This is a genomic window from Streptomyces sp. CCM_MD2014 (genome assembly GCF_000772045.1).
GTDB lineage: Bacteria > Actinomycetota > Actinomycetes > Streptomycetales > Streptomycetaceae > Streptomyces > Streptomyces salinarius.
In genome coordinates this window covers 1167721-1190381 of record NZ_CP009754.1, presented here as the reverse complement: position 1 = coordinate 1190381, position 22661 = coordinate 1167721, and the positions used below count along the sequence as shown (strand labels likewise).

Below are 22661 nucleotides of genomic sequence, written 5' to 3'. Positions count from 1 at the left end.
AGACGCGGTCCCGGCGGGCAGGTCACCTGCGCATATGGAATTCGGGGGAGGGGTAGGTGAAGTTTCTGTGCGCGGCTACTCTGTCGGCGTGTACGACATGACGGACCCGGTCGCCGCCCGCCGAGCGGCGATAGCCGCCGAGAAGGAGCGCCTGGCGAGAGCGCGGGAGCGCCGCGGCCGCGAGCCCGCCGGAGCGAACGGCTTTGCCCAACGGAAGTGGCGTTGGCTCGGTGTCAACGGCGGTGAGGCCGTCGAGGCCGTGCTGGCGATGCTGCGTGACATCGTCGAGGTGCCCGCACTGACGGACGATCAACGCGACACGTTGACCCGGGCTGTCGCCGGGACGCCCGACCGTGAGGCGCTGCTTCCTGCGGTCCGTGCGGGACTCACGGCTCTGAAGCCGGAAGACGTCCTCGGGCACCTGCGTGCTCTGTGGGCCGCCGAGGTGCGCTGGCTCAACGCGCCCGGATCGGAGCGGTGCCGGATCCTGTGCTCGACCGCGCCCGGCCTCGAGTTGGTCAGCACCAGGTCCCGCGCGGTGTCGGGCGGGCCCGCGTTCTCCCTGTTCGCCACCGCCGCCACCCGAGGCGCGATTCCCGTACCGAACGCGGTCCTGGCCCAAGTCCTCCCCTGGGCACCACTGTCGGTCCTCGACGATCTCGTGGACCACGGTGGTCTGATGGCAGAGGACGAACCCTGGCGAGCGCGTGACGGCAACGAGGCGCTCTATCTGCGCGCACGCCTGGCCCCCAAGTCGGTCGACCCGCACGAGGCCGAGCGGCTCGGATGGCACGGTATGCTGCGGCGACGGGCGTTCCTGGCGGACGAGACGATCGTGCGGCAGGAACCCGAGGACGTCTGGGACCTGTTGTACGACGTGGTCAGGGATCTTCAGCTGGCGTCCCTGGACGCCCTGGACGCGGCGCTGCCGCGCGCCCAGCAGATCGAGTTGCGCGACCTCAGGTCCGGTGCGTTCGTCGGGCAGTGGGACGGCGACACCGTCCGTGACGAAGGACTGTGGAAGCTGATGGCCGCACTGTGGCGGCCGACCGCGCCCGTCGACCCGCGACGCAGCGACTTCTACGCGCTGGTCGCGCTCAACCATGCGTTCGACCTGTTGAGGTCCGGCGATCTGGAAGGGGCCCGTCGCCAGGCCGACTCCTTCGTGAGGGAACGGACGAACGGCCCGTCGCTGCCCACCGGCCTCATGGACGAGGCGTACACGATCGCCGCGTACCTCGCCGCCGTCACCTCGACCGATGTCGAGAACGATCGGGCGGCGAGGGAACAGTTGGCCCTCGCGGAGACGTACGCGCAGAAGGCGGCGGCGAACGGTGATCCCGTCGCCGAGCGCAACCTCGCGCACGTGCGTACCTGGAGGAGTACGACGAAGAACAAGCGGGGTGAGATGGCGAACCCCTTCATCGAACTCGGTCTCGACCATGGAGCGCAAGGCTGGGAACGGCACTGCCGAGACCTCTTCCGTCAGTACGAACACGAGGGCGACCAGACGGCGCAGGCCCGACTCAATCGGGCGGAGGGCCGCATCCAGGATGCCGAGCGGCACGAGGCCGGATACGACGTCTTCTTCCAGGTGCCCCTCGATCGCGCCCGCTACGAGTTGCCCGACGCGGTGCCCAGGCGACTCGTGCCGCCGCTGGAGCCGATGCCACGCCGTACCGCCCTCACCAGTGGCGCGGACCTCGAGTCCATCCGGGCGCTCGCAGCCGTCGAACTGCTCGACGACTTCCGCAGCACCGCACCCCACCTCGACCGTCACGGTCCCACCCGTTGACGGCCCCTTCCGACAGAACGCACGACGGTGAGCGAGGCGCAACCAGTCCATGGCCGGGAACAGGAAGACCACGGAACGCCGTGGTGAGAAGAGAGCCAGGCTCCCCAAGAACGAGCGTGCTCATCGCCCCTGCCCGCACTGCGGGCAGATACAGCCGGGCAGCAATCACGTGGATGCGCCGCACAAACCCAGCGGACTGATGCGCCGCAGGGCGAAGCGGCAACAGTTGTCCGAGCAGTCCGCTGCGGTGGATGTCCAGGAAAAGCCCGTGGAGCCGGAGCCGACCGACGCCGAGCGGTCCACCGACGTGAACGACCGGACAGCGCCCGCAGTGCTGGAGCCCGTCGACGCCAAGACGCTCATCCAGGGAGTGGTCGAACGGATCCCCGCTGCTCTGGCGGCCGCGACCGTCGGTGACGCCGTCCCGGCCACCGGGCTCAACGTGGCTGTGCGCAAAGCGGTCTTGGACGAGTTCCGGACGCGTACCCAGTTCGCCGGGCGGCTCGCGGAGATCGACGCACTGCTGTGGGCCCAGCCGGACCATGGCGGTGAGCTCGTCAACGGCTCCCTGGAAGACCATTTGCGACAATTGCGTCTTCGCAGGGTGACCGAGCCGGAGGAGGAGGGGCAGTTCGTCGTCACGGAGGGTGAGGGGGATCGCTTCGAAGTCCTGCGTCCGGCCTACGTGGACGAATTGACCGGCAAGGTTCTGCTGTCCGGGCACCTGCGGAGGGTTCCCGCGGGTGACAGCTTTGTGGGGGAAGAAGAGTGACGACCGGCATCGACTTCGGCACCACCAACTCGGTTGCCGCCCAGTGGAACGGCGAGTACGTCGAGATCCTTGAACTCGGTGGCCAAGGACTTGATGCGGACTGGGAGCGACCCGGCTTCGAGAAGCTCTACCCGTCGGTGGTGGGCACCAGTTCCCTCCGCACAGGGGCCTTGTTCGGTTGGGAAGCCAAACTGCGGTCAGAGGAGGCCGTCGAGGCGTGCAAGCGGCTGCTGCGCGACGAACCACTCGTGACGGTCGGCGGTCGGCGATTCGCCGCCACTACGGCTGCCGCCGGCGTGTTCCGTTCGATGGCCACCGCCGCCGAGGAAGAAGCCGCGACGGAGATCGGTGAGGCCGTGATCACCGTGCCGGCGAACGCCACGGGAGCGGCTCGCTTCCGTACTCGCGAGGCGGCGCGGGCGGCGGGCATCGCCGTCAAGACACTGCTCAACGAGCCCACGGCCGCCGCCATCGCCTACGCGCACACCATGGAGGAGGACGGAGAGTTCCTCGTCTTCGACTGGGGCGGCGGAACCATGGACGCCACCCTGCTGTTGCACGACGACGGATTCTTCGACGAGAAGGCCAGCCGTGGCGTCAACATGCTCGGCGGCCTGGAGATCGACGCGCGACTGCGCCGCATGGTGCTCGACCGGGCACCCGCGCGCAGGACCTGGTCCGAGTCCGAACAGCGGCAGTTCGCCCTCGACATCGAGCGCAACAAGATCCTCCTGTCGACCCAGGAGTCCGTGCGCATCACGACTCCGGACGGCATCGCCGTGGAGATCGGCCAGGACGAGTTCTCCGCCGCGATTCAGGACCTCATCAGCCGGGCTCTGGACCCGGTCGAGGAGTGCCTCGATCAGGCGCGTATCGATCCGAGCGAGCTCAAGGCCGTGCTGATGATCGGCGGAAGCAGCCAGATCCCCGCCGTGCGCGACGCCGTGGCGGAAGCGTTGGACTGCGAACTCGTCGGCGCGGACCTTTGCCACCCGATGACGGCGGTCGCCGAGGGCGCCGCGATCTGCGCGGCCGCCATGGACGGAGAGCTGAAGAGCATCATCCGCGTCGTCAACACACACGCTCTGGGCACCATCACCAAGGACCAGCACGGAAAGCGAGAGTTCAGCTCGCTGATCGATCGCAACCAGCGCCTCCCGCAGCAGCGGAAGAAGTCCTACCAGCCGTCCAGGGACGGCGTGTCAAAACTGACCGTCGAGGTGTGGGAAGGCGACCCCGACCGCCCCGTCGACCACCCCGACAACGTCAAACTCACCGAACTCGTCCTCACCTACCCGCCGCAGCACTCGCGGGCGGCCGAGGACGGCGCGTTCGATCTGGAGTACACCTACAGCAAGGAGGGTCTGCTGACGGTGAAGGCCACGCTCCAGAAGACGGGGCACCCCGTCCTCGACGGAGAGGTGAGGGTCTTCGGTGACAGTGCCGTCTCGCCGGAGATCAAGAACGAGTTGCAGAAGCTCTTCTCGCTGCGCACGACCGGGCGGGAGGCGCCCAGGCCGACGCATCCACAGCCGGTGGTGGCACACGGGGCCGAGGGGCGGGCCGGCAGTGCAGTGGCGAGCAGGCCGACGCCTGCTTCGCTGCCCAAGTCCGTCACGGCCGGCAGGAAACCTGCTGCGGCCCTGGTCGTGGACGGCTCGAATCTCGCGTGGAACGGCCGCCCGCCTCGTTCCGCAGGCGGGCGGCCGAGCTTCCAGGCCTTGCAGGCCGCCATCAAGTCGCTTCGGTTCAAGAACCCCGAACGGGACATCCATGTCGTCGTCGACGCCACCCTCCGGCACGATGTCGTGCCGGAGGAACGACCGCTGGTGGAGGAGGCGATCGCCGCCGGCACCGTGGTGCAGCCCCCGGCGGGCACGGAAGGCCGCGGCGACGCCCTGGTGATCAGCATCGCGGACGAGATCGGCGGGGTGATCGTCTCCAACGACAATTTCGCACCCTTCCAGAAGGCCAACCCCTGGCTCCTGGATGACGGCCGGGTGCTGGGCGCCACACACTCCCAGGGACTATGGGTCTTCAACAGGCGCAGGCCCAATGCTGCCGTTCCGGCAGGACGTCGCCGCTGATACCGGTCTCTCCGGTGGTCGGAGGGGTCACCCTGCAGCCCGTCCGTACAACTCTTTAGCGGACGGGCCAGTCCTTCACCTTCACCAGTAGGCCGTCGCTCGCGAGGTCGCGCAGGACCCTGCGGGTGTGCTTCGGATGGGGATCGTGCCCTGTGTCGCGCAGGGCACGGAGACCGCGCTCGGTGTGCAAAGCCCACCGAACCTACGTACTGCCTTCTCAAGGACGGCGCGCTCGTTGTTGGAGTCTCCCGTCGTGGTGTCGCTCCTCGGCTGGGCCGGTCTTCCTGGCGCAGCCGCACCAGCAGGTGCCGGTGAGTGAGGCGGGGAAGAGGGTTTCGTCGCCGGCGCAAGCGCGACCACAGGGGCCCGTGCTGAGCCGCCGTCCTCCCCTGCCTGACCAGCACCGACGCACTACTGCATATGATGTGCAAGTGCGCACCACCGACTACACCATCCGAACCGCCACCCCCGCCGACGTGGCCCCCGCCCGGGCCGTCATGCTCGACACCGTCTACCGGGACTTCCGCACCGGCTACGTCCCCCGCTGGCACGGTGATGTCATCGACCCGGCCGGGGCCTACCTGACCCCCGCCCGGCACACCCTCCTCGTCGCCGTGGACGCGGACGGTGAGGTCGTCGCCACCGGGGCCCTCGACTCCCGGGGGCCCGCGCATCCCCCGAACCCGGCGCACGTCGCCGAGCGGTACCCCTCCGGTGTGACCGCGCAGTTGCGGCGGGTGTACGTGCGGCCCGAGCATCGGCGGCGGGGGCTCGCGCGTCGGCTTGTCGACGAGTTGCTGGCGTTCGCCGCCCGTGATGGGGGATACCGGGCCGTGTATCTGCACACCGACCCCGCCGTTGAAGGGGCCGAGCCGTTCTGGCGGTCGTTGGCCAAGGTCGTGCACGACGAGCGGGAGGACGCGGGGGGCGGGCAGGGGATCGTGCACTTCGATGTTCCCCTGGTCGTCTCCCGTGTGGCCGTCTCCCGTGATTGAGTAGGCGTGAAAATCATTTCCATGTAGGGTCTCGGTGCGTCGCCGCACACCCCTCTGCCCGCCCCGCCTGAACCGATCGATCCGAGGACCATGCGCTCCCACCGCCGCCCCCGGCTGCTCGCCCCCCTCCTGCTCGTCCCGCTCATGGCCGGCTGCTTCGCCTCCGGAGGCGGCGACGACTCCGCGTCCGGTGACGGTGGGGACGGCGACGGTGCCCGTCTCCGCGTCGCCCTCGCCTTCCCGCCCGCCGAGAACCTGTCCCCGTACGGCGCCGACGCCACCCTGCTCAGCCGGCTCGGGGTCACCGAGGGACTCACCGCCCTCGACGCCAACGGCTCCGCCGCGCCCGCGCTCGCCGAATCCTGGCGGCGGGACGGGGAGAAGGACTGGGAGTTCACCCTCCGCGACGCCACCTTCCAGGACGGCAGCGACGTCACCCCCGCCGCGGTCGCCGCGTCCCTCACCCGCGCGACCGACGCCGAGCCCGCGCCCGCCGCCCTCGCCGGTGTCACCCTGAGCGTCAAGGCGAGCGGTGACCGGGTCGTGCGCGTTACCACCGCCGAGCCCGACCCCGTGCTGCCGCTCCGGCTCTCCAGTCCCAGCCTCGCGATCCTGTCCAAGGACGCGTACGCGAAGGGCAGTCGGGTCGACCCGGTCGGCCACGCCACCGGCCCCTTCGAGCTGACCGAGGTCAACGGCGCCGCCTCCGCCTCCCTCGACCGGTTCGACGACTACTGGGGCGGCCGTGCCCAGGCCTCCGGCATCGACGCCCGTTTCATCGCCGACGGCACCGCGCGCGCCAACGCCCTGCGTACCGGCGAACTCGACATCGCCGAGGCCGTTCCCGTCGCCCAGGCCGCCTCCCTCGATGAGAAGACCCGGCGCGACACCGCCACCACCCGGACCACCAGCCTGCTTCTCAACGCCTCGTCTGGGGCGTTCGAGGACGCCGGGCTGCGGGCCGCCGCCCGGCAGGCACTGGACACCTCCGTGTTCGCCGAGGACGTCTACGAGGGGTACGCCGATCCCGGTGCCGGGATCTACGGGCCCGCCGTCACCTGGGCGGAAGGCAAGCGGACCGCGCCCGTCGGACGTGCGGCGGTCAAGAAGCCCGGGAACGGCGACACCATCACCCTCGCCACCTACGACAACCGGCCCGAGCTGCCCGAGGTCGCCCAGGTCGTCAAGCAGCAGCTGGAGAAGGCCGGGTTCACCGTCAAGCTCACCGTGAGGGAGTACTCGCGGCTCGAAGGGGACGCACTGGACGGGAAGTTCGACGCGTTCGTACTCGCCCGGAACACGCTGCTCGACACCGGTGACCCCGTCGCCGTCCTCGCCAGCGACTACACCTGCGACGGCGGCTTCAACATCGCCCAGCTCTGCGACAAGGGCGTCGACCGCGCCGTAGCGGACGCCGAGAAGATCGCCGACACCGCGAAGCGGCAGGACGCCGCCATGGCCGCCGAGGCGCGCATCCTCGGCAGTGACGCCGTCGTGCCGCTGGTGCACCAGCGGATCATCACCGGTGTCGCCGACTCCGTACAGGGCGTCGTCCTCGACCCGTACGAGCGCACCCTCGTCGGCACCGGCACCCGGCGCTGAACCGTGTGGCAGCGGGTGGCGGGCGCCGGGTGGCGGATTCTCCTCGCCGTCGGGCTGGTGTGCGGGATCGGGCTGCTGCCCTGGCTCACGCACACCGACCCCGCGTACACCGTCCTCAAGGCGCGGTCCGCCGAGCGCGAGCCCACGCCCGAGGTGCTCGCCGACATCCGGCAGCAGCTCGGGGTCGACGGCGGGCCCCTGCACGTCCTCGCCGGCTGGCTGGGCGGGCTCGTGCGCGGGGACGCCGGGCAGTCGTGGATCTCCGGTGCGGACGTGCTTCCCTACGTGACGCGGGCGCTCGGTGCCTCGTTGCTGCTCATGGGCGTCGCCCTGCTCGTCGCCGTCCTCACGGCCGGGGTCATCTGCTTGCGCACCCTGCGGCTCGGCGCCCGGCGGCGGCTCGGCGGGCGGCGCAGCGGCGGGAGCGGGTCCGCCGTACTCGCCTCGCTGCCCGAGTTCCTCGTCGCCTCCGTGCTGGCCACCGTCGTCGGAGTGCAGTTGGGGTGGTTGCCTGCGCTGGGGTGGTACGGCCCCCAGTGGACCGTGCTGCCCGCGCTCGCCCTCGGGCTGCCCGCGGGCGCCGTGCTGGGGCGGCTGCTCGACGACCTGCTGCCCGGCGCCTTCGGCGAACCGTGGGCGCTGGCCGCCGCGGCCCGGGGGCTGACCGGGAGGTCCGTCGCCCGTCAGGCGGTACGGCGGTGCGTGCCCGCGCTGCTGCCCAACCTCGGGCTGTTCGTCGTCGGGCTGACCGGCGGTGCCGTCGCCGTCGAGCAGGTCTTCGACATCCCGGGGCTCGGGCGCACCACCCTCCAGGCCGCCCTCGCCCAGGACCTTCCCGTGCTCCAGGCCGGCACCCTCGCCCTCGTCCTCCTGGCCGCGCTCGCGACCGGCGCCACCCGCGTCGCCGCCCGGCTGCTGACCGGGCCCGCGCTGCGGGACGGCGCCCTGTCCTCGCTGCACCGGCCCGCACCGCCCGCCGGGAGGCTGTTGCCGCTCGTCTACGGTGCCCTGCTGGTCGCCGTCGTGATGGTCGGGCTGGTCCGTGATCCGCTCGCCCTCGACACCGGGCAGCGACTGCGGGCGCCCTCCCTCGAGCACCCCTTCGGCACCGACGCCCTCGGGCGCGACCTGCTCGCCCGCGTCGGCCACGGGGCGCTGGACACGCTGCTCCTCGCCGCCGCCATCAGCGCGGCCGCCCTGCTCGTGGGCGTGCTGCTCGGGCTCGTGCCCCGCGTCTCCGCGCCGCTCGTCGACACCGTCAACTCCGTGCCGCCCGTGCTCGTCGCCCTCCTCGTCACCGCCGTCGCGGGCAGCGGCGCGGCCACGCCCGCGCTCGCCGTGGGAGCCGTCGCCTGGGCACCGCTCGCCGCGCACACCTCCTCCCTGCTGCGGCAGGAGCGCGCCACCCTGCACATCACCGCCAGCAAGGGGCTGGGAGCGGGGCCGGTCCATCTGCTGCGGCACGAGTTGCTGCCCGCCGTGGTGCCGCCGGTCCTGCGGCACGCCCTGCTGCGGCTGCCCGGTGTCGCCCTCGCGCTCGCCTCACTCGGCTTCCTCGGCCTCGGCGCCCAGCCGCCGTCCCCCGAGTGGGGGCTGCTCCTCGCCGAGAACCAGCCCTACGCCGAACGCGCCCCCTGGGCCGTCCTCGCCCCCGCCGCCGTCCTCGCCCTGCTCGGCGCGCTGGCCGTCAGCGCGGCGGGCGGGCTGCGCCGACCGGCCCGCCGGCGTCCCTCGCCGACCGCCGACGGGGGCGAGGGGGCCGAGCGGCGCTCCGTGACGGCGACCGAGAAGGCACCGGCCGGAGTCGGATGACATGACCCGCGCACTTCCCTCATCCTCCTCCACCGAGCGGTCCGAACCGGTGTCCCGGCGCCGTCGTACCGCACGGCTCACCACGTTCTCCACTCTCTCCCCGCTGCTCCGGCTGCTCGTCCTCACCCAACTCGCCTTCAACATCGGCTTCTTCGCCGTCCTGCCCTTCCTGTCCGAGCACCTGGGGCAGTCCGTCGGCATGGCGGGGTGGCTGGTCGGGTTCGTGCTCGGGCTGCGGACCTTCAGCCAGCAGGGGCTCTTCGTGGTCGGCGGTGCCCTCGCCGACCGGTACGGCATCCGGCCCGTCGTGCTCGCCGGGTGCGTCCTGCGGATCGCCGGGTTCGGATGGCTCGGGTTCGCCCAGCGGACCTGGGCCGTCGTCGGTGCCGTACTGCTGATCGGGTTCGCCGCCGCCCTCTTCTCGCCCGCCGTCGAGTCCGAGGTCGCCCGGCAGGCGGTCGTGTGGGAGGAGGCGGGTGGCGGCGACCGGACCCGGGTGCTCGCGCTGTTCACCGTCGCCGGGCAGGCCGGTGCCTTCGTCGGGCCGTTGCTGGGTGCGCTGCTGCTCGCCGTCGACTTCCGTACGGCCTGCCTGGCCGGCGCCGGTGTCTTCGTGCTGGTTCTCGCCGGGCACGCCCGGCTGCTGCCGCAGCGCATCCCCGGGCGGGCCCAGGTCCGGGCCAAGGGCGGAGCGCGGCTGGTGCTGCGCAACCGGCGGTTCCTCGCGCTGTGTGGCGCCTACGGTGCCTATCTGCTCGCCTACAACCAGCTCTACCTCGCCCTGCCCGCCGAGGTGGAGCGGGCCGCCGGTTCGCAGGCGCCGCTGGCCTGGCTGTTCGCCCTGTCGTCGCTGCTGGTGGTGACCGCGCAGTTGCCGGTGACCCGGTGGGCGGGGGAGCGGCTGGCGCCGCGCCGGTCGATGGTGGCCGGGCTGGTGCTGATCGCCGTCGGGTTCGTCGTCGTCGGCCTCGCACGGCCCGCGGGGTGGACGGGGACGGGCGGGCTGGTGCCCGCCGCCGGGTTCGTCGTCCTGCTCACCCTGGGGCAGATGCTCGTCGCGCCCGTCGCCCGCGCCTGGGTCCCGGACCTCGCCGAGGAGGGGCGGCTTGGGCTGTACACGGGGGCGCTGTCCTCGGTCTCCGGGATCGTCGTGCTGGCCGGCAGCTCCGCGACCGGGCTGCTGCTGGACACCGGGCTGCCGGTCGCCGTGCCGTGGCTGGTGCTGGCGGCCGTACCGCTGCTGGCGGCGGGGGTGCTGCCCCGGCGGTCGCAGCCGGTTCCCCCGGCCCCGGCCCCGGCGCCGGCCCCCACCTCGTCCGAGCCCGCGCCGTCGTCCGCGTCCCCGTCCGCGCGAAGGCGCCCATCGAGGCGTCCCTAAGCCCGCAGCGTCGCCACCGCCTCGTCGAAGAGGCGCTCGGGGTCCTCCGCGCCGCCGGAGCTGTACCACGCGTCGACGGCCGCGTCGAAGCAGGCCAGGGCGGCGGCGACGAAGGCCAGCGCCCGGGGGTCGGGGGTCGTCGTCGCGGGGAGGCCGAGGCGGCGCTGGATGTCGGGGGCGAGCAGTTCCTGCCAGCGCAGGTGCTTCTCCAGGTGCCGGGCGCGCACGGAGGGCGCCTCGTGGTGGATGCGGGCGAGGGTGAGCTGCTCCTCCTGGGTCTTGTCCGCAGGGCGGATGGTCAGGAAGGCCGCCCGGATGGCCGCCCAGGCCGACTCGTCGTCCGGGCGGGCCTCCAGCGCGGCCCGTACGGACTCGCCCAACGCCTCGGTGTCGCCCAGGACGAGGTCCTCCTTGCTCCCGAAGTAATGGAAGAAGGAGCGGCGCGAGATGCCCACGGCGCCGGCGATCTGGTCGACGGTCGTCGCGTCGAAGCCGTTCTCCGCGAAGAGCCGCATGGCGGTGGCGGCGATCTCCGCGCGTGCGGCACGGCGCGCGCGCTCTCGAAGCGTGGGGGTGTCGGCCATGCACCCAGCCTATAACTTTGCATCGCATGCATAGCTTGCACTCAGTGCAAGTAACTGCCTACAGTGCATCGCATGGCACCTATCGATTTCTCCGGTCAGACCACGATCGTCACCGGCGCCAGCTCCGGCATCGGCGCCGCCTTCGCCCGCGAACTCGCCCGCCGCGGCAGTGACGTCGTCCTCGTCGCACGGCGGCGCGACCGCCTGGAGGACCTCGCCTCGGAACTGCGGGCGCGGCACCACGGTGTGCGGGCCACCGTGGCGCCGCTCGACCTGAGCGAGCCGGGGGCCGGGCGCCGGCTGGCCGCCGAGCTGGCCGGGCAGGGCATCCGCGTCGACGGTCTGGTGAACAACGCCGGGTTCGGCACCAACGGCGCCTTCCACCGGGAGGACCCCGATCGCCTCACCGACGAGATCAACGTGGACGTGGCCAACCTCGTCGACCTCACCCGGGCGTTCATCGAGCCGCTCCGCGACTCCGGCCGGGGCATCCTCGTCAACGTCGCGAGCGCGGCGGCCTACACGCCGGTCCCCGACATGGCGGTGTACGCCGCCTGCAAGGCGTTCGTCCTCAACTTCACCGAGGCGCTGTGGTACGAGTCCCGCGGCACCGGCCTGCGCGTGCTCTCGCTCGCCCCGGGCCTCACCCGCACCGAGTTCTTCGACCGTCTCGAGGGAGGTGCCTACCAGGGCAGTTACGAGACCCCCGAGCAGGTGGTGGCGACCGCGATGCGCACCCTGGACCGCGGCCGGCGGCCGAGTGTTCCGTCGGGCCGCATGAACGCCGTCATGGTCTCGCTGCCCCGGCTCTTCACCCGCCGGCGCACCGTCCTGATCGGCGGGCGGATCGCGGCCCGCTCCTCCGGACGGGTCGGCGCGGCAGTCTAGGTGTACTGCCCTGTGAGGCCGGGGACACGGCCGGCGGGAGCGGCAGGCCCCCGGTTCCGCCGCCACAGCCACCGCACGTCCCGTCCGAACGACCACACCAGCAGACCCAGCGCCACGGCGACCACTCCGGCGTTCGCGACGCGCGGCAGCAGGTCCGCGCCCGCCAGGAGCAGCAGCACGCCCTGGAGCGCGGCCACCGTCTTGCGGGCCGTGCTCGGCGGCAGCGGAGCGGTCAGCCACGGCCACACCCGGGCCGCGGCCACGAACACGTACCGCATGCCCCCGATCAGCAGCACCCACGGGCCCAGGTCCATGGCGACGTACACGCTGAGCACCAGGATCAGGAACGCGTCGACCTCCATGTCGAAGCGCGCGCCCAGCGGTGTGGACGTGCCGGTGCGGCGGGCGACCCTGCCGTCCACGCCGTCCAGGATCAGGGCCACGGTCGTCAGGCCGACGAGCAGGGAGACGGGCGGCGCACCGCGGACGGAGTCCGCGACCAGGGCGGTGACGCCGCCGACGAGAGCGGCCCGGCCGAGGGTGACCCGGTTGGCCGGACCGAACGAGGGCAGGCGGGAGCGGTGCAGGGCCCGGGAGAGCACGGCCCAGCTCGCGAACGCGAACGCGAGGCCGGTCAGCCAGCCGGCCGTGCCCATGCCGATCGCGGTGCCGAGCAGCACCAGCAGCAGGAGCATCGCGCCCGCTCCCACCGCGGTCTCCTGCTGAACGGGCCTCGCGTCGTAGACGTCGTACGGGTCGTATGGTTCGCACGCGTCGTACGTGTTGTTCAGGGCCACCGAACACCCTCCGGCCGTGTGACAGAGTCGATCAACGCCGCTGCCTTGTGCGCGGCTTGTGCATCCCTCGGTACGTGAGTGGCTTCCCGATCGTTCAGGAGGACTTTCCATGACCCGCACGGCACGTTCGTTCTGGCTCGAAGCGCCCGGCCGGGGTGCCGTTCGCGAGGTGGCGCTGCCGGAACCGGGCCCGGACGACGTGCTCGTGCGTACGCTCTTCAGCGGCGTGAGCCGGGGCACGGAGACCCTCGTCTTCGGCGGCCGGGTGCCCGGGAACCAGTACGCGGCGATGCGCGCGCCGTTCCAGGAGGGCGACTTCCCAGGGCCCGTGAAGTACGGCTACCTCAACGTCGGTGTGGTGGAGGAGGGCCCGGAGCGTCTTGCCGGGCGCACCGTGTTCTGCCTCTACCCGCACCAGACCCGGTACGTCGTCCCGGCCGCCGCCGTCACCCCGGTGCCGCCCTCCGTCCCCGCCGGGCGGGCCGTGCTCGCCGGCACCGTCGAGACCGCCGTCAACGCGCTGTGGGACGCGGCGCCGCTGGTCGGCGACCGGATCACCGTGGTCGGCGGCGGCATGGTCGGCTGCTCGGTGGCCGCCCTGCTGGCCCGCTTCCCGGGCGTCCGCGTCGAGTTGGTCGACGCCGATCCCGGCCGGGCGGAGGTCGCCGCCGCGCTCGGCGTCGGTTTCGCGTCCCCCGCCGACGCCCTCGGCGACCGCGATCTCGTCGTGCACGCCAGCGCGACGGAGGCCGGGCTCGCACGGTCGCTGGAGCTGCTGCGGACCGAGGGCACCGTCGTCGAACTGAGCTGGTACGGCGACCGGCGCGTCGCCCTGCCGCTCGGCGAGGCCTTCCACTCCCGCCGTCTGACCCTGCGCGGCAGCCAGGTCGGCACCGTCTCCCCGGCCCGCGCCGCCACCCGCACCTACGCCGACCGGCTGGCCCTCGCCCTCGACCTGCTCGCCGACCCGGCGCTGGACACGCTCGTCACCGGCGAGTCCGCCTTCGCCGAACTGCCCGAGCTGATGCCCCGGTTGGCCTCCGGCGAGATCCCCGCACTGTGCCACCGGATCCGGTACGACGGGGAGGACGGCGGGGCGGACGCCCGCGGCGGCGCCTGACCTTGAGAAAAGACGTACGGCCCACTGAACAGGGACAGGCACCCGGCCGTAATAGACGGCACCCCGCGCAGCGACGGGCGGGGGACCAGACGTGCCACACCTGGAGGGTCGTCCGTTGTTCAGCATCACCGTCCGCGATCACATCATGATCGCCCACAGCTTCCGCGGCGACGTCTTCGGGCCCGCGCAGCGCCTGCACGGAGCGACGTTCCTGGTGGACGCCACCTTCCGGCGCGAGCAGCTGGACCAGGACAACATCGTCGTCGACATCGGACTGGCCACCCAGGAGCTGGGGGCCGTCGTCAGCGAGCTGAACTACCGCAACCTCGACAACGAACCGGACTTCGCCGGCGTCAACACCTCGACCGAGTTCCTCGCCAAGGTCATCGCCGACCGGCTGGCCGAGCGCGTGCACAAGGGCGCGCTCGGCGAGGCCGCCAAGGGTCTGGCCGGTCTCACCGTCACCCTGCACGAGTCGCACGTCGCCTGGGCGAGTTACGAGCGTGCGCTGTGACCGACACGTCCACCGAGCCGGTGGTTCCCACGACCGCGGCGCGCTCCCGTCTCGCCTACGTGCCCGCACAGACGCCGGCCGCCCCGAGGAACGGCGGAATCGTCCCCATGTCCCTGCGCCCCGTGCACTTCGTCATGCCGGGCGGCGTCGACGACCCGGCCGCCCCCAGCGGCGGCAACGCCTACGACCGCCGCGTGCGGCTGGACCTGCCCGGCTTCGGCTGGCGGGTGCGCGGGCTCCCCGTCGACGGGGACTGGCCCCGGCCGGACGACGCCGCCCGCGCCGAACTCGCCCGCCTCCTGCGCCGGTTGCCGGACGGTGCCGTCGTCCTCCTCGACGGACTGGTCGCCTGCGGGGTGCCCGAGGTCGTCGTCCCGGAGGCGGAGCGGCTGCGCATGGCCGTCCTGGTCCACCTCCCGCTCGGCGACGAGACCGGCCTCGACCCGGCCGTCGCCGCCGACCTCGACGCCCGCGAGCGTGCGGTACTGCGTGCCGTCCCGGCGGTCGTCGCGACCAGCGACTGGGCCGTGCGCCGGCTCGTCGCCCACCACGGGCTGGACCCGGCCCGCGTCCACGTCGCCGCGCCCGGCGCCGACATCTCGCCCCTCGCGCCCGGCACCGACGGCGTCTCCCGGCTGGTGTGCGTCGCCGCCGTCACCCCGCGCAAGGGCCAGCACCGGCTCGTGGAGGCGCTGGCGGCGGTCGCCGACCTGCCGTGGAGCTGCGTGTGCGTCGGCGGGCTCGGGCACGACCCGGAGTACGTCGGGCGGCTGCGGTCGCTGATCGTGCGGCACGGTCTGGAGGAGCGGCTGGTGCTCGCCGGGCCGAGGTCGGGCGCGGAGCTCGACGCCACCTACGCCACCGCCGACCTCATGGTCCTCACCTCGTACGCCGAGACGTACGGCATGGCGGTGACCGAGGCACTCGCGCGCGGCATCCCCGTACTGGCCACGGACGTCGGCGGCCTCCCGGAGGCGGTGGGGCGGGCGCCCGACGGCGGGGTGCCCGGCATCCTCGTTCCGCCGGAGGACCCCGTCGCGCTCGCCGCCGAACTGCGCGGCTGGTTCGGCGAGGCGGACGTACGGCGCCGGCTCAAGGCGGCGGCTCGGGGGCGCCGCGCGGCCCTGAACGGCTGGGCGGCCACCGCGCGGAGCCTGTCCGCCGTACTGCGCCGACTGCCGGACGAACCGGGGGAAGCGGCATGAGGAAGACGACGGCACCGGCCGCGGGAGCCATTCCGGCCCAGCCCGGCCCCCAGGACGCCGCCGAGTCGGCGAACGGCGTGTTCCCCGGCGCCGGACCGGCCGGCGACGGACCGACGCCACGCCCGCCGACGCCACGACCGGCGGAGCCGTTCGCGGGGCGACCGCGGGGACAGCGAGCGGACCTGCCCACCGGGCCCGCCCCGGCCGCCGGTCAGCCGGACGCCTGGTCCGTCGGCCGCTCCTGCGAGCACACCGACCCCGCGGACACGGGCGACGAGGACGGGACGGACCGGCGGACTGAAGGGACCGCCGAGCGCGGTGCCGCCGACCGGACCGCGGCGGTCGCCGAGGAACCCACCGCGCAGCCCGTCCGGGCGGGCACCGGGCGTGGCACCGACGGCCCCGACGGGTCCGCCGTGGAGCGAGCCACCCTCCGCCTCCGCGAACCCGTCGCGGCCGGACCCGCCACGGCCGGCGCCGGGCGCCCCGACGACCCGCCGCGGTACGCGCCCGCGTGGCTGCGGCTGCGTGAGCCCGCCGATGCCGCCGCGCGGGCGCACGATCTGCTCGATCCGCTTCGCATCCGGCTCGCCAACCTGCCGAGCCGGGCGGACGGACTGGTCGTGCACGACCTGGGCTGCGGCACCGGCTCGATGGGACGCTGGCTCGCTCCGCTTCTCGACGGCGCCCAGCACTGGGTGCTCCACGACCGCGACCCCTACCTCCTGCACTTCGCCGCCGTCGCCGCCCCGCGTTCGGCGGCGGACGGAAGCCGTGTCACCGTCGAGACCCGGCGCGGTGACCTCGCCCGCCTCACGCCGGACGCCCTGGCCGGCGCCGGACTGGTCACGGCATCCGCTCTGCTGGACGTGCTCACCGCCGGGGAGCTGGGCACCCTCGCCGCCGCCTGCGCCGCCGCAGGCTGCCCGGCGCTGCTGACGCTCTCCGTCGCCGGACGGGTCGAACTCGCCCCCGCACACCCCCTGGACGCCGAGATCACCGAGGCGTTCAACGACCACCAGCGGCGCACCGGCCTGCTCGGTCCCGACGCGGTGACCTCGGCGGCAGAGGCCTTCGCCGCGCACGGTGCCACCGTACGGGCGCACCCCAGCCCCTGGCGGCTGGGACCGGGCGAGGCCGCGCTCGCCGAGCAGTGGCTGCGGGGCTGGGTCGGCGCGGCCGTGGAACAGCGACCCGGACTGCGCGAGCCGGCCGGCCGGTACCTGGCGGAGCGCCTGGCCGCCTGTGCGGCGGGGGAGCTGCGCGTCGTCGTCCACCACACCGACCTGCTGGCGCTGTGCCGGCCGACGGGCGGGGCCTCGTGAGCGCACCGACGACGGTGGCGGCGGAAGCCGAACCCGTGCCGACGGCCCCGCGCCGGGACACCACGACGACCGACGGCAACGGCGACACGCCTCCCCGGCGCCGGGCCCTGCGCACCCGTCTGGGGACTCTCGCCGGCGTCGCCATCCTCGGTGTACTCCTGTGGCGGACCGGGGCCGGTCCCCTCCTGGGCGGGCTGCGCGGCATCGACGCGCCCACGCTCCTGGCGGCGCTCGGCATCGGGCTCGTCACCACCGTGTGCAGCGCCTGGCGTTGGGCCCTGGTGGCCCGCGGGCTGCGCATCCGGCTGCCGCTCGTCCCGGCCGTCGCCGACTACTACCGTGCGCTGTTCCTCAACGCCGCCCTCCCCGGCGGCGTCCTCGGCGACGTGCACCGCGCGGTGCGGCACGGGCGCCGCGTCGGTGACCTGGGGCGCGGAGTGCGGTCCGTCGTCCTCGAACGCGTCGCCGGACAGGTCGCGCTGACCCTCCTCGCGGTCGTGGTGCTGCTCACCATGCCGTCCCCGGTGCGGGCCGGGGCCCGGCACGCGGCGCCGCTCGTGGGGATGGCACTGGCCGGGGCGCTCGCCGTCTTCCTCGCCCTGCGCATGAACCGGGCCCCCGCACCAGCCCGTGAGAGGCTCCCGCGTGCGATGCCCGCCGAGGCGCGCGCAGCGCTGCTGTCCCGGCGGAACCTGCCGCGGGTAGCGGTGTCGTCGGCCGTCGTCCTGGCCGGGTACCTCGCGATGTTCCTCCTGGCAGCGCGGGCGGCCGGCAGCGCCGCCTCCGTCTCCGTACTGACACCGCTGGCCGTGCTCGCGCTGCTCGCCATGACGCTGCCGCTGAACGTCGGCGGCTGGGGCCCCCGGGAGGGGGTCACCGCCTGGGCGTTCGGCGCGGCCGGACTCGGAGCCGGCACCGGGCTGGGCGTGGCCGCCGTGTACGGGGTGCTCAGCTTCGTCGCGAGCCTGCCCGGCGCCGTCGTGCTCGTCGTGCGCTGGTACGGCGGGACGCGTGCGGGGTCGGCAGCGGCCGCAGGTACGGCGGACGGGACAAGCGCCCGCCCGGCGGACGGGACAAGCGCCCGCCCGGCGGACGGGACAAGCGCCCGCCCGGCGGACGGGACAAGCGCCCGCCCGGCGGACGGGACAAGCGCCCGCCCGGCGGACGGGACAAGCGCCCGCCCGGCGGACGGGACAAGCGCCCGCCCGGCGGACGGGACAAGCGCCCGCCCGGCGGACGGGACAAGCGCCCGCCCGGCGGACGGGACAAGCGCCCGCCCGGCCGACGGCCCCGCCCGCCCGGCCGACGCCCCCACCCATCCCGCCGAGGGCGTCCTCGCCCCCGGGGCCGCGCCGGACGGCCTCCCGCCGCGGCGCGCTCCCGACCCCGGCAGGCCCTACCCGCGCTCACCCCCCTGCCGGGGCACGTCCGCCGCCGTGAGGACCGAGAAATACGCCCCGAAGGAATCCGCGAGACTCGCCAGCAGTTCCTTCCCCTTTTCCGCCGAACCGAGTGACGGACGCCCGATGACACCGGAATCGGTATAGGCGGACATACCGAGGGAGAGCAGATGACGCCGGTCGTCAGCGACGAAATCGGCGGCCTCGTAACCGGGCCGGACGAATTCGGGATGCGTGTGCAGAAGAATGGAGGTCTCGATTTCTCCCGCATGCATGTCGGTGAGCAGCGAGGTGGTCACCCCCGCCCGTTCCCGCGCCTCCTCCCAGTCCTCCGCGGACGGGAACAGCGCCATCCGCTCGCCGCGCGCGCCGGCCTCCTGGACGACGTTGCCCAGGACGTAGTTGCCGCCGTGGCCGTTCACCACCACCAGGGCGTCGACACCCGAGCGGCGCAGCGAGTCGGCCGTGTCGCGCACCACGGCGTGCAGGGTCGTCGCGGAGATGCTGACGGTTCCCGGCCAGTCCGCGTGCTCGTGCGAGCAGCCGATCGTCACCGGCGGGAGCGGGTGAACCGGATACGCGGCGGCGATCTCCCGGACCACGGCGCAGGCGACGAGCGTGTCCGTCGCCAGCGGAAGGTACGGCCCGTGCTGCTCGTAACTCCCCACCGGCAGCACCGCCACCTGACGCGGCGCTCCGGCGCCCCGCCCGCGCACGTCCTCGGTCGTGTCCGCCGGCACCAGTGAGACATCCATTTCCGCACGGCCTTTCGTCTCGGTCGACAAGAACTGTTGAGCCATTAGAGCATCCGTTGATCTGTTGAGGAACGCGAGAATCATGACGGAAAAAATTGGTGTACTCGCCAAGAAGGCGTCGCAGCGGACGGACGTGGAACGGGTGGTCGTGACGCCGTTGCCCACCGTGTACGGGGAATTCCGCGCGTACGGCTATTTCGACCACGAGCGCGGTGACGAGCAAGTTGCCCTCGTCCACGGCGAGCCCGGCACGGACGGCGTGCTCACCCGGCTGCACTCCGAGTGCCTCACGGGCGATGCCTTCGGCTCCCAGCACTGCGAGTGCGGCCCCCAACTCGCCGCCGCGCTGCGGGAAGTGGCCGTCGCGGGAAGCGGGGTGGTCGTCTATCTGCGCGGGCACGAGGGGCGCGGCATCGGGCTGCTCGCCAAGCTGCGCGCGATGGCGTTGCAGGCGGAGGGCCTGGACACCGTGGAGGCGAACCTGGCCCTCGGCCTGCCGGTGGACGCCCGCGACTACGGTGTGGCCGCCCGCATCCTGGGTGACCTGGGTGTGCGTTCCGTGCGCCTGATGTCCAACAACCCGCGCAAGCGGGAGGCGTTGGTGCGGCACGGCATCAGGGTCAGCGAGCAGGTGCCGCTGCTGATACCGCCGTGCGAGAGCAACATCACCTACCTGCGCACCAAGCGGGAACGGCTCGACCACCACCTGCCCCACCTCGACGCGGTGGCGCACGTGTCGTCCTGAGCAGGAGAGGGGCGGGGCGGTCAGTCCGTCACGGCGGCGGCCACCAGCCGCTTGAGGTCCGGGTAGACCGTGTGCGAGGACTTCGGCCGCACCTGGGTCAGGAACTGCACCGTCAGGTCGCGGCCCGGATCGACCCAGAAGGTGGTCGTCGCCACTCCGCTCCAGCCGTACGTGCCGAGCCCGGAGGGCGCCTGGGTGCGGTCCGGGTCGATCACCACGGAGACGCCGAGACCGAAGCCGACCCCGTCGTTGCCGGGCCGGTCGTGCGCCGGGCGGCTGCCGAAGGCGCGCAGGTCGGCGTTGCCGGGCAGGTGATTGCGGGTCATCAGGTCCACCGTCGCGGGGGAGAGCAGGCGGACGCCGTCGAGTTCGCCCCGGCGCCGCAGCAGTTCCGCGAAGCGGTGCACGTCGTACGCCGAGGAGGCCAGGCCGCCGCTGCCCGACAGGAACCGTGGCCGGCCGCCCCTCAGCGGCAGGCCGGGGACCGGTTCGATGCCGCCGTCGTCCGTCTCGCCGTAGAGCTCGGCCAGCCGGCCGGCCTGCTCGTCGGTGACGTGGAATCCGGTGTCCGTCATCCCGAGCGGGCCGAAGATCCGCTCGGCGCAGAACGCGTCGAGCGGCTGCCCGGACACCACCTCCACCAGGCGCCCGAGGACATTGCTGGCCACCGAGTAGTTCCACTGCGTGCCCGGTTCGAACTGGAGCGGCAGGGAGGCGTACAGATCGACGGTCTCCGCCAGGTCAGCGCCCGGCCGCACCGACGACTCCAGGCCCGACGCCCGGTACAGCGCGTCGACCGGGTGGGTGTGGTAGAAGCCGAAGGTCAGTCCGGCGGTGTGGGTCATCAGGTGGCGGACGCGGACGGGCCCGGCGGTCGGCCGGGTGACGGGGTCGTCCGCGGGCCCCGCCACGTACACCCGGGGCTCGGCGAAGGCCGGGAGGTACCGGTGCACCGGGTCGTCGAGCGACAGCCGGCCCTCCTCCAGCAGCATCAGCACGGCCACCGCGGTGACGGGCTTGGTCATGGAGTAGATCCGCCACAGGGTGTCCGCCGTGACGGGCAGCCCGGCGGCGACGTCCCGCAGGCCGTGCACGGTCAGGTGGGCGACGCGTCCGCCGCGGGCGACGGCCACCAGGAAACCGGGCAGCCGTCCCTCGTCGACCTGCCGGGCGAAGTGCAGGTCGAGCCGGTCCAGTGCCTCGGGGTCCAGCCCGGCCGCACCCGCGTCGACCTCCTGCCGCAGGGGTGGCATCGCCATCGTTCTCCTTGATCGTTCTTCGGGGTGGGTCTGGCATACCCCGCACTCGCGCCCCCGGAACGCGCGCACCCCCGGAACCCGAGACGCGTCGGCTCGCGGCCGGCGCTCGGGTGCCGGTGTCACTGGCGGCTGACGGTGCGGGTCACACCGGCGACGACGGTGGTGGCCAGGATCCATCCCATGAGGATCAGGACGTACGACAGGGTCTGGTACCCGCCCTCGGGCGCGAAGGCGCTCTCCTGGCCGAAGGAGATCACCGGCAGCAGCAGGTCCAGCGTGTAGAACACCGGGTTGAAGTCCGGGGCCTCGGCCGGCTTGAGCGGCGGTGGATGATGCAGGCCGTACGCGACCGAGCCGACCGCGAGCAGCGACAGCAGCCAGCCGCCCGCGCGCAGCGGACGGAAGCCGTAGCCGACGGCGACGTCCTGCAGATGCCCCCACAGGCGGCCGTACCAGGGCAGGGTGCGCCGCCGCCGGCGCTGCTTGGCCAGTTGCACCAGCCGGGCCGCGTCGTCGTCGCCGATCCGGCGGTAGGAGGCGGTCAACTGCTCGTAGGCATACGGCACGAAGCCGTCGCCGTCTCGCTCCAGCATGGGCAGCCGCCGCTGGGCGGGTTCGTGCGGGGCGAGGGCGGTGTAGGTGAGGTCGCCGAGATACACCTCGGACGGGAGTTTCCCGGTGTCGAGGGTGAGCAGGTCGATCTGGGAGCGCCGCAGGTTGAGGGCGCCCTCGATCCGGTCGCCGCGCCGCAGCCACAGTTCGCCGATGACGCAGCTGCTCGCGCGCAGCGCGGTGCCGCCCGTCGAGGACAGGCTCGCGTGCAGCAGGTCGAGGGTCCCCGGGACGCGGGCGCCGCGGAAGTCGACCCGGCCGCGGGCGCGCAGGCACGAGGCGCCGACGCCGGAGCCGACGACGAGGTTCTGCGCGTCCAGGGCGGTGCCGCCGGCGGCGTCGAGTCGGGCGTCCCGGAGGTTCACCGTGCCCGTGACGGAGGCGCCGGTGAGCCGTACCGAACCGCGGGTGCTGAGCCCCGGCGCCCACAGGTCGGCGCCCAGCACGGCCTGGTTGAGCTGGAGCACCGGGCCCTCGGTGTCCGGGGCCTCGATGCGGGTGCCCTCCAGGTACAGGCTGCCCGTGATCTCCGCCCCCGCGAGCCGCACCATGCCCTCGAACCGGGCCCGGGTCAGCCGCAGTACGCCCTCCACCCGCACGGCGTGCGAGATCAGCCCGGGCAGCACGGACTCGCTCAGGTTCAGCTCACGCAGCCGGGCCCCGTAGAACCTGGGTGCCTCGTCGAAGTGGCAGTGCCGCAGGCGCACCGGGTGGTCGACCGTCGCGTGCTGAAGGTCCAGCTGCCCGGTGACGCGCGCCCCGGCGAGAGTGAGTGCGGCGACCCGGCCTTCCTCCCGCGGGCCGTCCAGGAGCAGGGAGCGCAGCACACTCGCGCGCACGGTCCGCTCGGAACCCCAGGTGCGGCCGTCGGCGGGGTCGTCGGAGTCCGCCGCGGTGGGGCCGCTGCCGGTGCCGCGGAAGTCCACGTCGGTGCCCGAGGCGAACGCCCGCCACAGACGCGACTCGGCCGGTGTCAGGTCGTTGATCTCCATCAGGGAGGGACTCTGACCCGAACC

At 73.3% G+C, this 22661-nt stretch carries 18 protein-coding genes and 1 pseudogene; 14 read left to right on the top strand and 5 right to left on the bottom strand.

Going from position 1 to position 22661, the window contains the following annotated elements; genetic code table 11:
* The first annotated feature begins 97 nt into the window (after positions 1-97).
* The 7 genes from NI25_RS05225 (at position 98) to NI25_RS05195 (ending at position 10441) form a co-directional block, all read left to right on the top strand.
* The gene (locus NI25_RS05225; RefSeq protein WP_199561089.1) at positions 98-1795 is read left to right on the top strand and encodes a hypothetical protein; all 1698 of its coding nucleotides are present in this window, start codon (positions 98-100) and stop codon (positions 1793-1795) included.
* 169 nt (positions 1796-1964) lie between these two features.
* On the top strand, positions 1965-2567 hold the full coding sequence (locus NI25_RS38305) for a hypothetical protein (RefSeq protein WP_233520679.1): 603 nt from the start codon (positions 1965-1967) through the stop codon (positions 2565-2567).
* On the top strand, positions 2564-4654 hold the full coding sequence (locus tag NI25_RS05215) for an Hsp70 family protein (RefSeq protein WP_061441316.1): 2091 nt from the start codon (positions 2564-2566) through the stop codon (positions 4652-4654). Before NI25_RS38305 ends, NI25_RS05215 begins: the two co-directional genes overlap by 4 nt.
* Before the next feature lie 431 nt (positions 4655-5085).
* The gene (locus tag NI25_RS05210; protein ID WP_061441315.1) at positions 5086-5649 is read left to right on the top strand and encodes a GNAT family N-acetyltransferase; all 564 of its coding nucleotides are present in this window, start codon (positions 5086-5088) and stop codon (positions 5647-5649) included.
* A gap of 90 nt (positions 5650-5739) precedes the next feature.
* Positions 5740-7251, top strand: coding sequence for an ABC transporter substrate-binding protein (locus NI25_RS05205; RefSeq protein ID WP_061441314.1), 1512 nt, complete (start codon positions 5740-5742; stop codon positions 7249-7251).
* A gap of 3 nt (positions 7252-7254) precedes the next feature.
* Positions 7255-9063, top strand: coding sequence for an ABC transporter permease subunit (locus NI25_RS05200; protein WP_078884510.1), 1809 nt, complete (start codon positions 7255-7257; stop codon positions 9061-9063).
* 1 nt (position 9064) lies between these two features.
* A complete protein-coding gene (locus NI25_RS05195) occupies positions 9065-10441 on the top strand; it encodes an MDR family MFS transporter (RefSeq protein ID WP_061441313.1) in 1377 nt (458 codons plus the stop codon).
* Here NI25_RS05195 and NI25_RS05190 read toward each other — a convergent pair.
* Entirely contained in the window at positions 10438-11025 is a 588-nt protein-coding gene (locus tag NI25_RS05190; RefSeq protein ID WP_061441312.1) for a TetR/AcrR family transcriptional regulator, read from the bottom strand. The two genes, NI25_RS05195 and NI25_RS05190, sit on opposite strands and share 4 nt — an antisense overlap.
* Before the next feature lie 72 nt (positions 11026-11097).
* Here NI25_RS05190 and NI25_RS05185 point away from each other — a divergent pair, with 72 nt between their 5' ends.
* Positions 11098-11913 carry an SDR family NAD(P)-dependent oxidoreductase gene (locus NI25_RS05185; RefSeq protein ID WP_061441311.1) on the top strand — a complete coding sequence of 272 codons (816 nt, stop codon included), beginning with the start codon at positions 11098-11100 and terminating at the stop codon, positions 11911-11913.
* Here NI25_RS05185 and NI25_RS05180 read toward each other — a convergent pair.
* Positions 11910-12710 carry a CDP-alcohol phosphatidyltransferase family protein gene (locus NI25_RS05180; protein ID WP_061441310.1) on the bottom strand — a complete coding sequence of 267 codons (801 nt, stop codon included), beginning with the start codon at positions 12708-12710 and terminating at the stop codon, positions 11910-11912. The genes NI25_RS05185 and NI25_RS05180 overlap by 4 nt on opposite strands.
* A 109-nt stretch (positions 12711-12819) precedes the next feature.
* Between NI25_RS05180 and NI25_RS39600 the strand changes: the two genes are divergently transcribed.
* From NI25_RS39600 to NI25_RS40595, 5 genes and pseudogenes are all read left to right on the top strand, one after another.
* Positions 12820-13830, top strand: a complete 1011-nt coding sequence (locus NI25_RS39600) for a zinc-dependent alcohol dehydrogenase (protein WP_061441309.1) — start codon at positions 12820-12822, stop codon at positions 13828-13830.
* A 115-nt stretch (positions 13831-13945) separates the two neighbouring features.
* Positions 13946-14344, top strand: coding sequence for a 6-pyruvoyl trahydropterin synthase family protein (locus NI25_RS05170; RefSeq protein ID WP_061441308.1), 399 nt, complete (start codon positions 13946-13948; stop codon positions 14342-14344).
* Positions 14341-15549, top strand: coding sequence for a glycosyltransferase family 4 protein (locus tag NI25_RS05165; RefSeq protein ID WP_233520678.1), 1209 nt, complete (start codon positions 14341-14343; stop codon positions 15547-15549). Before NI25_RS05170 ends, NI25_RS05165 begins: the two co-directional genes overlap by 4 nt.
* Positions 15546-16874 carry a hypothetical protein gene (locus NI25_RS38300; RefSeq protein WP_061441307.1) on the top strand — a complete coding sequence of 443 codons (1329 nt, stop codon included), beginning with the start codon at positions 15546-15548 and terminating at the stop codon, positions 16872-16874. The genes NI25_RS05165 and NI25_RS38300 overlap by 4 nt, the downstream gene beginning before the upstream one ends.
* A pseudogene (locus tag NI25_RS40595) lies at positions 16847-17788 on the top strand (lysylphosphatidylglycerol synthase transmembrane domain-containing protein); the annotation flags it as partial. The gene NI25_RS38300 and the pseudogene NI25_RS40595, both read left to right, overlap by 28 nt.
* Positions 17789-18270: 482 nt before the next feature.
* Here NI25_RS40595 and NI25_RS37235 read toward each other — a convergent pair.
* Complete coding sequence (locus NI25_RS37235) at positions 18271-19029, bottom strand: creatininase family protein (protein WP_078884508.1); 759 nt, start codon at positions 19027-19029, stop codon at positions 18271-18273.
* Between the two features lie 82 nt (positions 19030-19111).
* Between NI25_RS37235 and ribA the strand changes: the two genes are divergently transcribed.
* Positions 19112-19774 (top strand): GTP cyclohydrolase II, encoded by a 663-nt coding sequence (gene ribA / locus NI25_RS05145; protein ID WP_061441306.1) that lies wholly within the window; start codon positions 19112-19114, stop codon positions 19772-19774.
* Positions 19775-19794: 20 nt separating this feature from the next.
* On the opposite strand, the gene NI25_RS05140 is transcribed toward ribA, so the two are convergent.
* The gene (locus NI25_RS05140) at positions 19795-21027 is read right to left on the bottom strand and encodes a serine hydrolase domain-containing protein (protein ID WP_061441305.1); all 1233 of its coding nucleotides are present in this window, start codon (positions 21025-21027) and stop codon (positions 19795-19797) included.
* 125 nt (positions 21028-21152) lie between these two features.
* On the bottom strand, positions 21153-22637 hold the full coding sequence (locus NI25_RS05135; RefSeq protein WP_061441304.1) for a hypothetical protein: 1485 nt from the start codon (positions 22635-22637) through the stop codon (positions 21153-21155).
* Positions 22638-22661 lie beyond the last annotated feature (24 nt).

Excerpts from the sequence above, each read along its gene's own strand:
- NI25_RS05225 (WP_199561089.1), top strand. The coding sequence starts at position 98 with ATGACGGACCCGGTCGCCGCCCGCCGAGCGGCGATAGCCGCCGAGAAG.
- NI25_RS05205 (WP_061441314.1), top strand. The coding sequence starts at position 5,740 with ATGCGCTCCCACCGCCGCCCCCGGCTGCTCGCCCCCCTCCTGCTCGTC.
- NI25_RS05195 (WP_061441313.1), top strand. The coding sequence starts at position 9,065 with ATGACCCGCGCACTTCCCTCATCCTCCTCCACCGAGCGGTCCGAACCG.
- NI25_RS05190 (WP_061441312.1), bottom strand. The coding sequence starts at position 11,025 with ATGGCCGACACCCCCACGCTTCGAGAGCGCGCGCGCCGTGCCGCACGC.
- NI25_RS05185 (WP_061441311.1), top strand. The coding sequence starts at position 11,098 with ATGGCACCTATCGATTTCTCCGGTCAGACCACGATCGTCACCGGCGCC.
- NI25_RS39600 (WP_061441309.1), top strand. The coding sequence starts at position 12,820 with ATGACCCGCACGGCACGTTCGTTCTGGCTCGAAGCGCCCGGCCGGGGT.
- NI25_RS38300 (WP_061441307.1), top strand. The coding sequence starts at position 15,546 with ATGAGGAAGACGACGGCACCGGCCGCGGGAGCCATTCCGGCCCAGCCC.
- NI25_RS37235 (WP_078884508.1), bottom strand. The coding sequence starts at position 19,029 with ATGGATGTCTCACTGGTGCCGGCGGACACGACCGAGGACGTGCGCGGG.
- ribA (WP_061441306.1), top strand. The coding sequence starts at position 19,112 with ATGACGGAAAAAATTGGTGTACTCGCCAAGAAGGCGTCGCAGCGGACG.
- NI25_RS05140 (WP_061441305.1), bottom strand. The coding sequence starts at position 21,027 with ATGCCACCCCTGCGGCAGGAGGTCGACGCGGGTGCGGCCGGGCTGGAC.
- NI25_RS05135 (WP_061441304.1), bottom strand. The coding sequence starts at position 22,637 with ATGGAGATCAACGACCTGACACCGGCCGAGTCGCGTCTGTGGCGGGCG.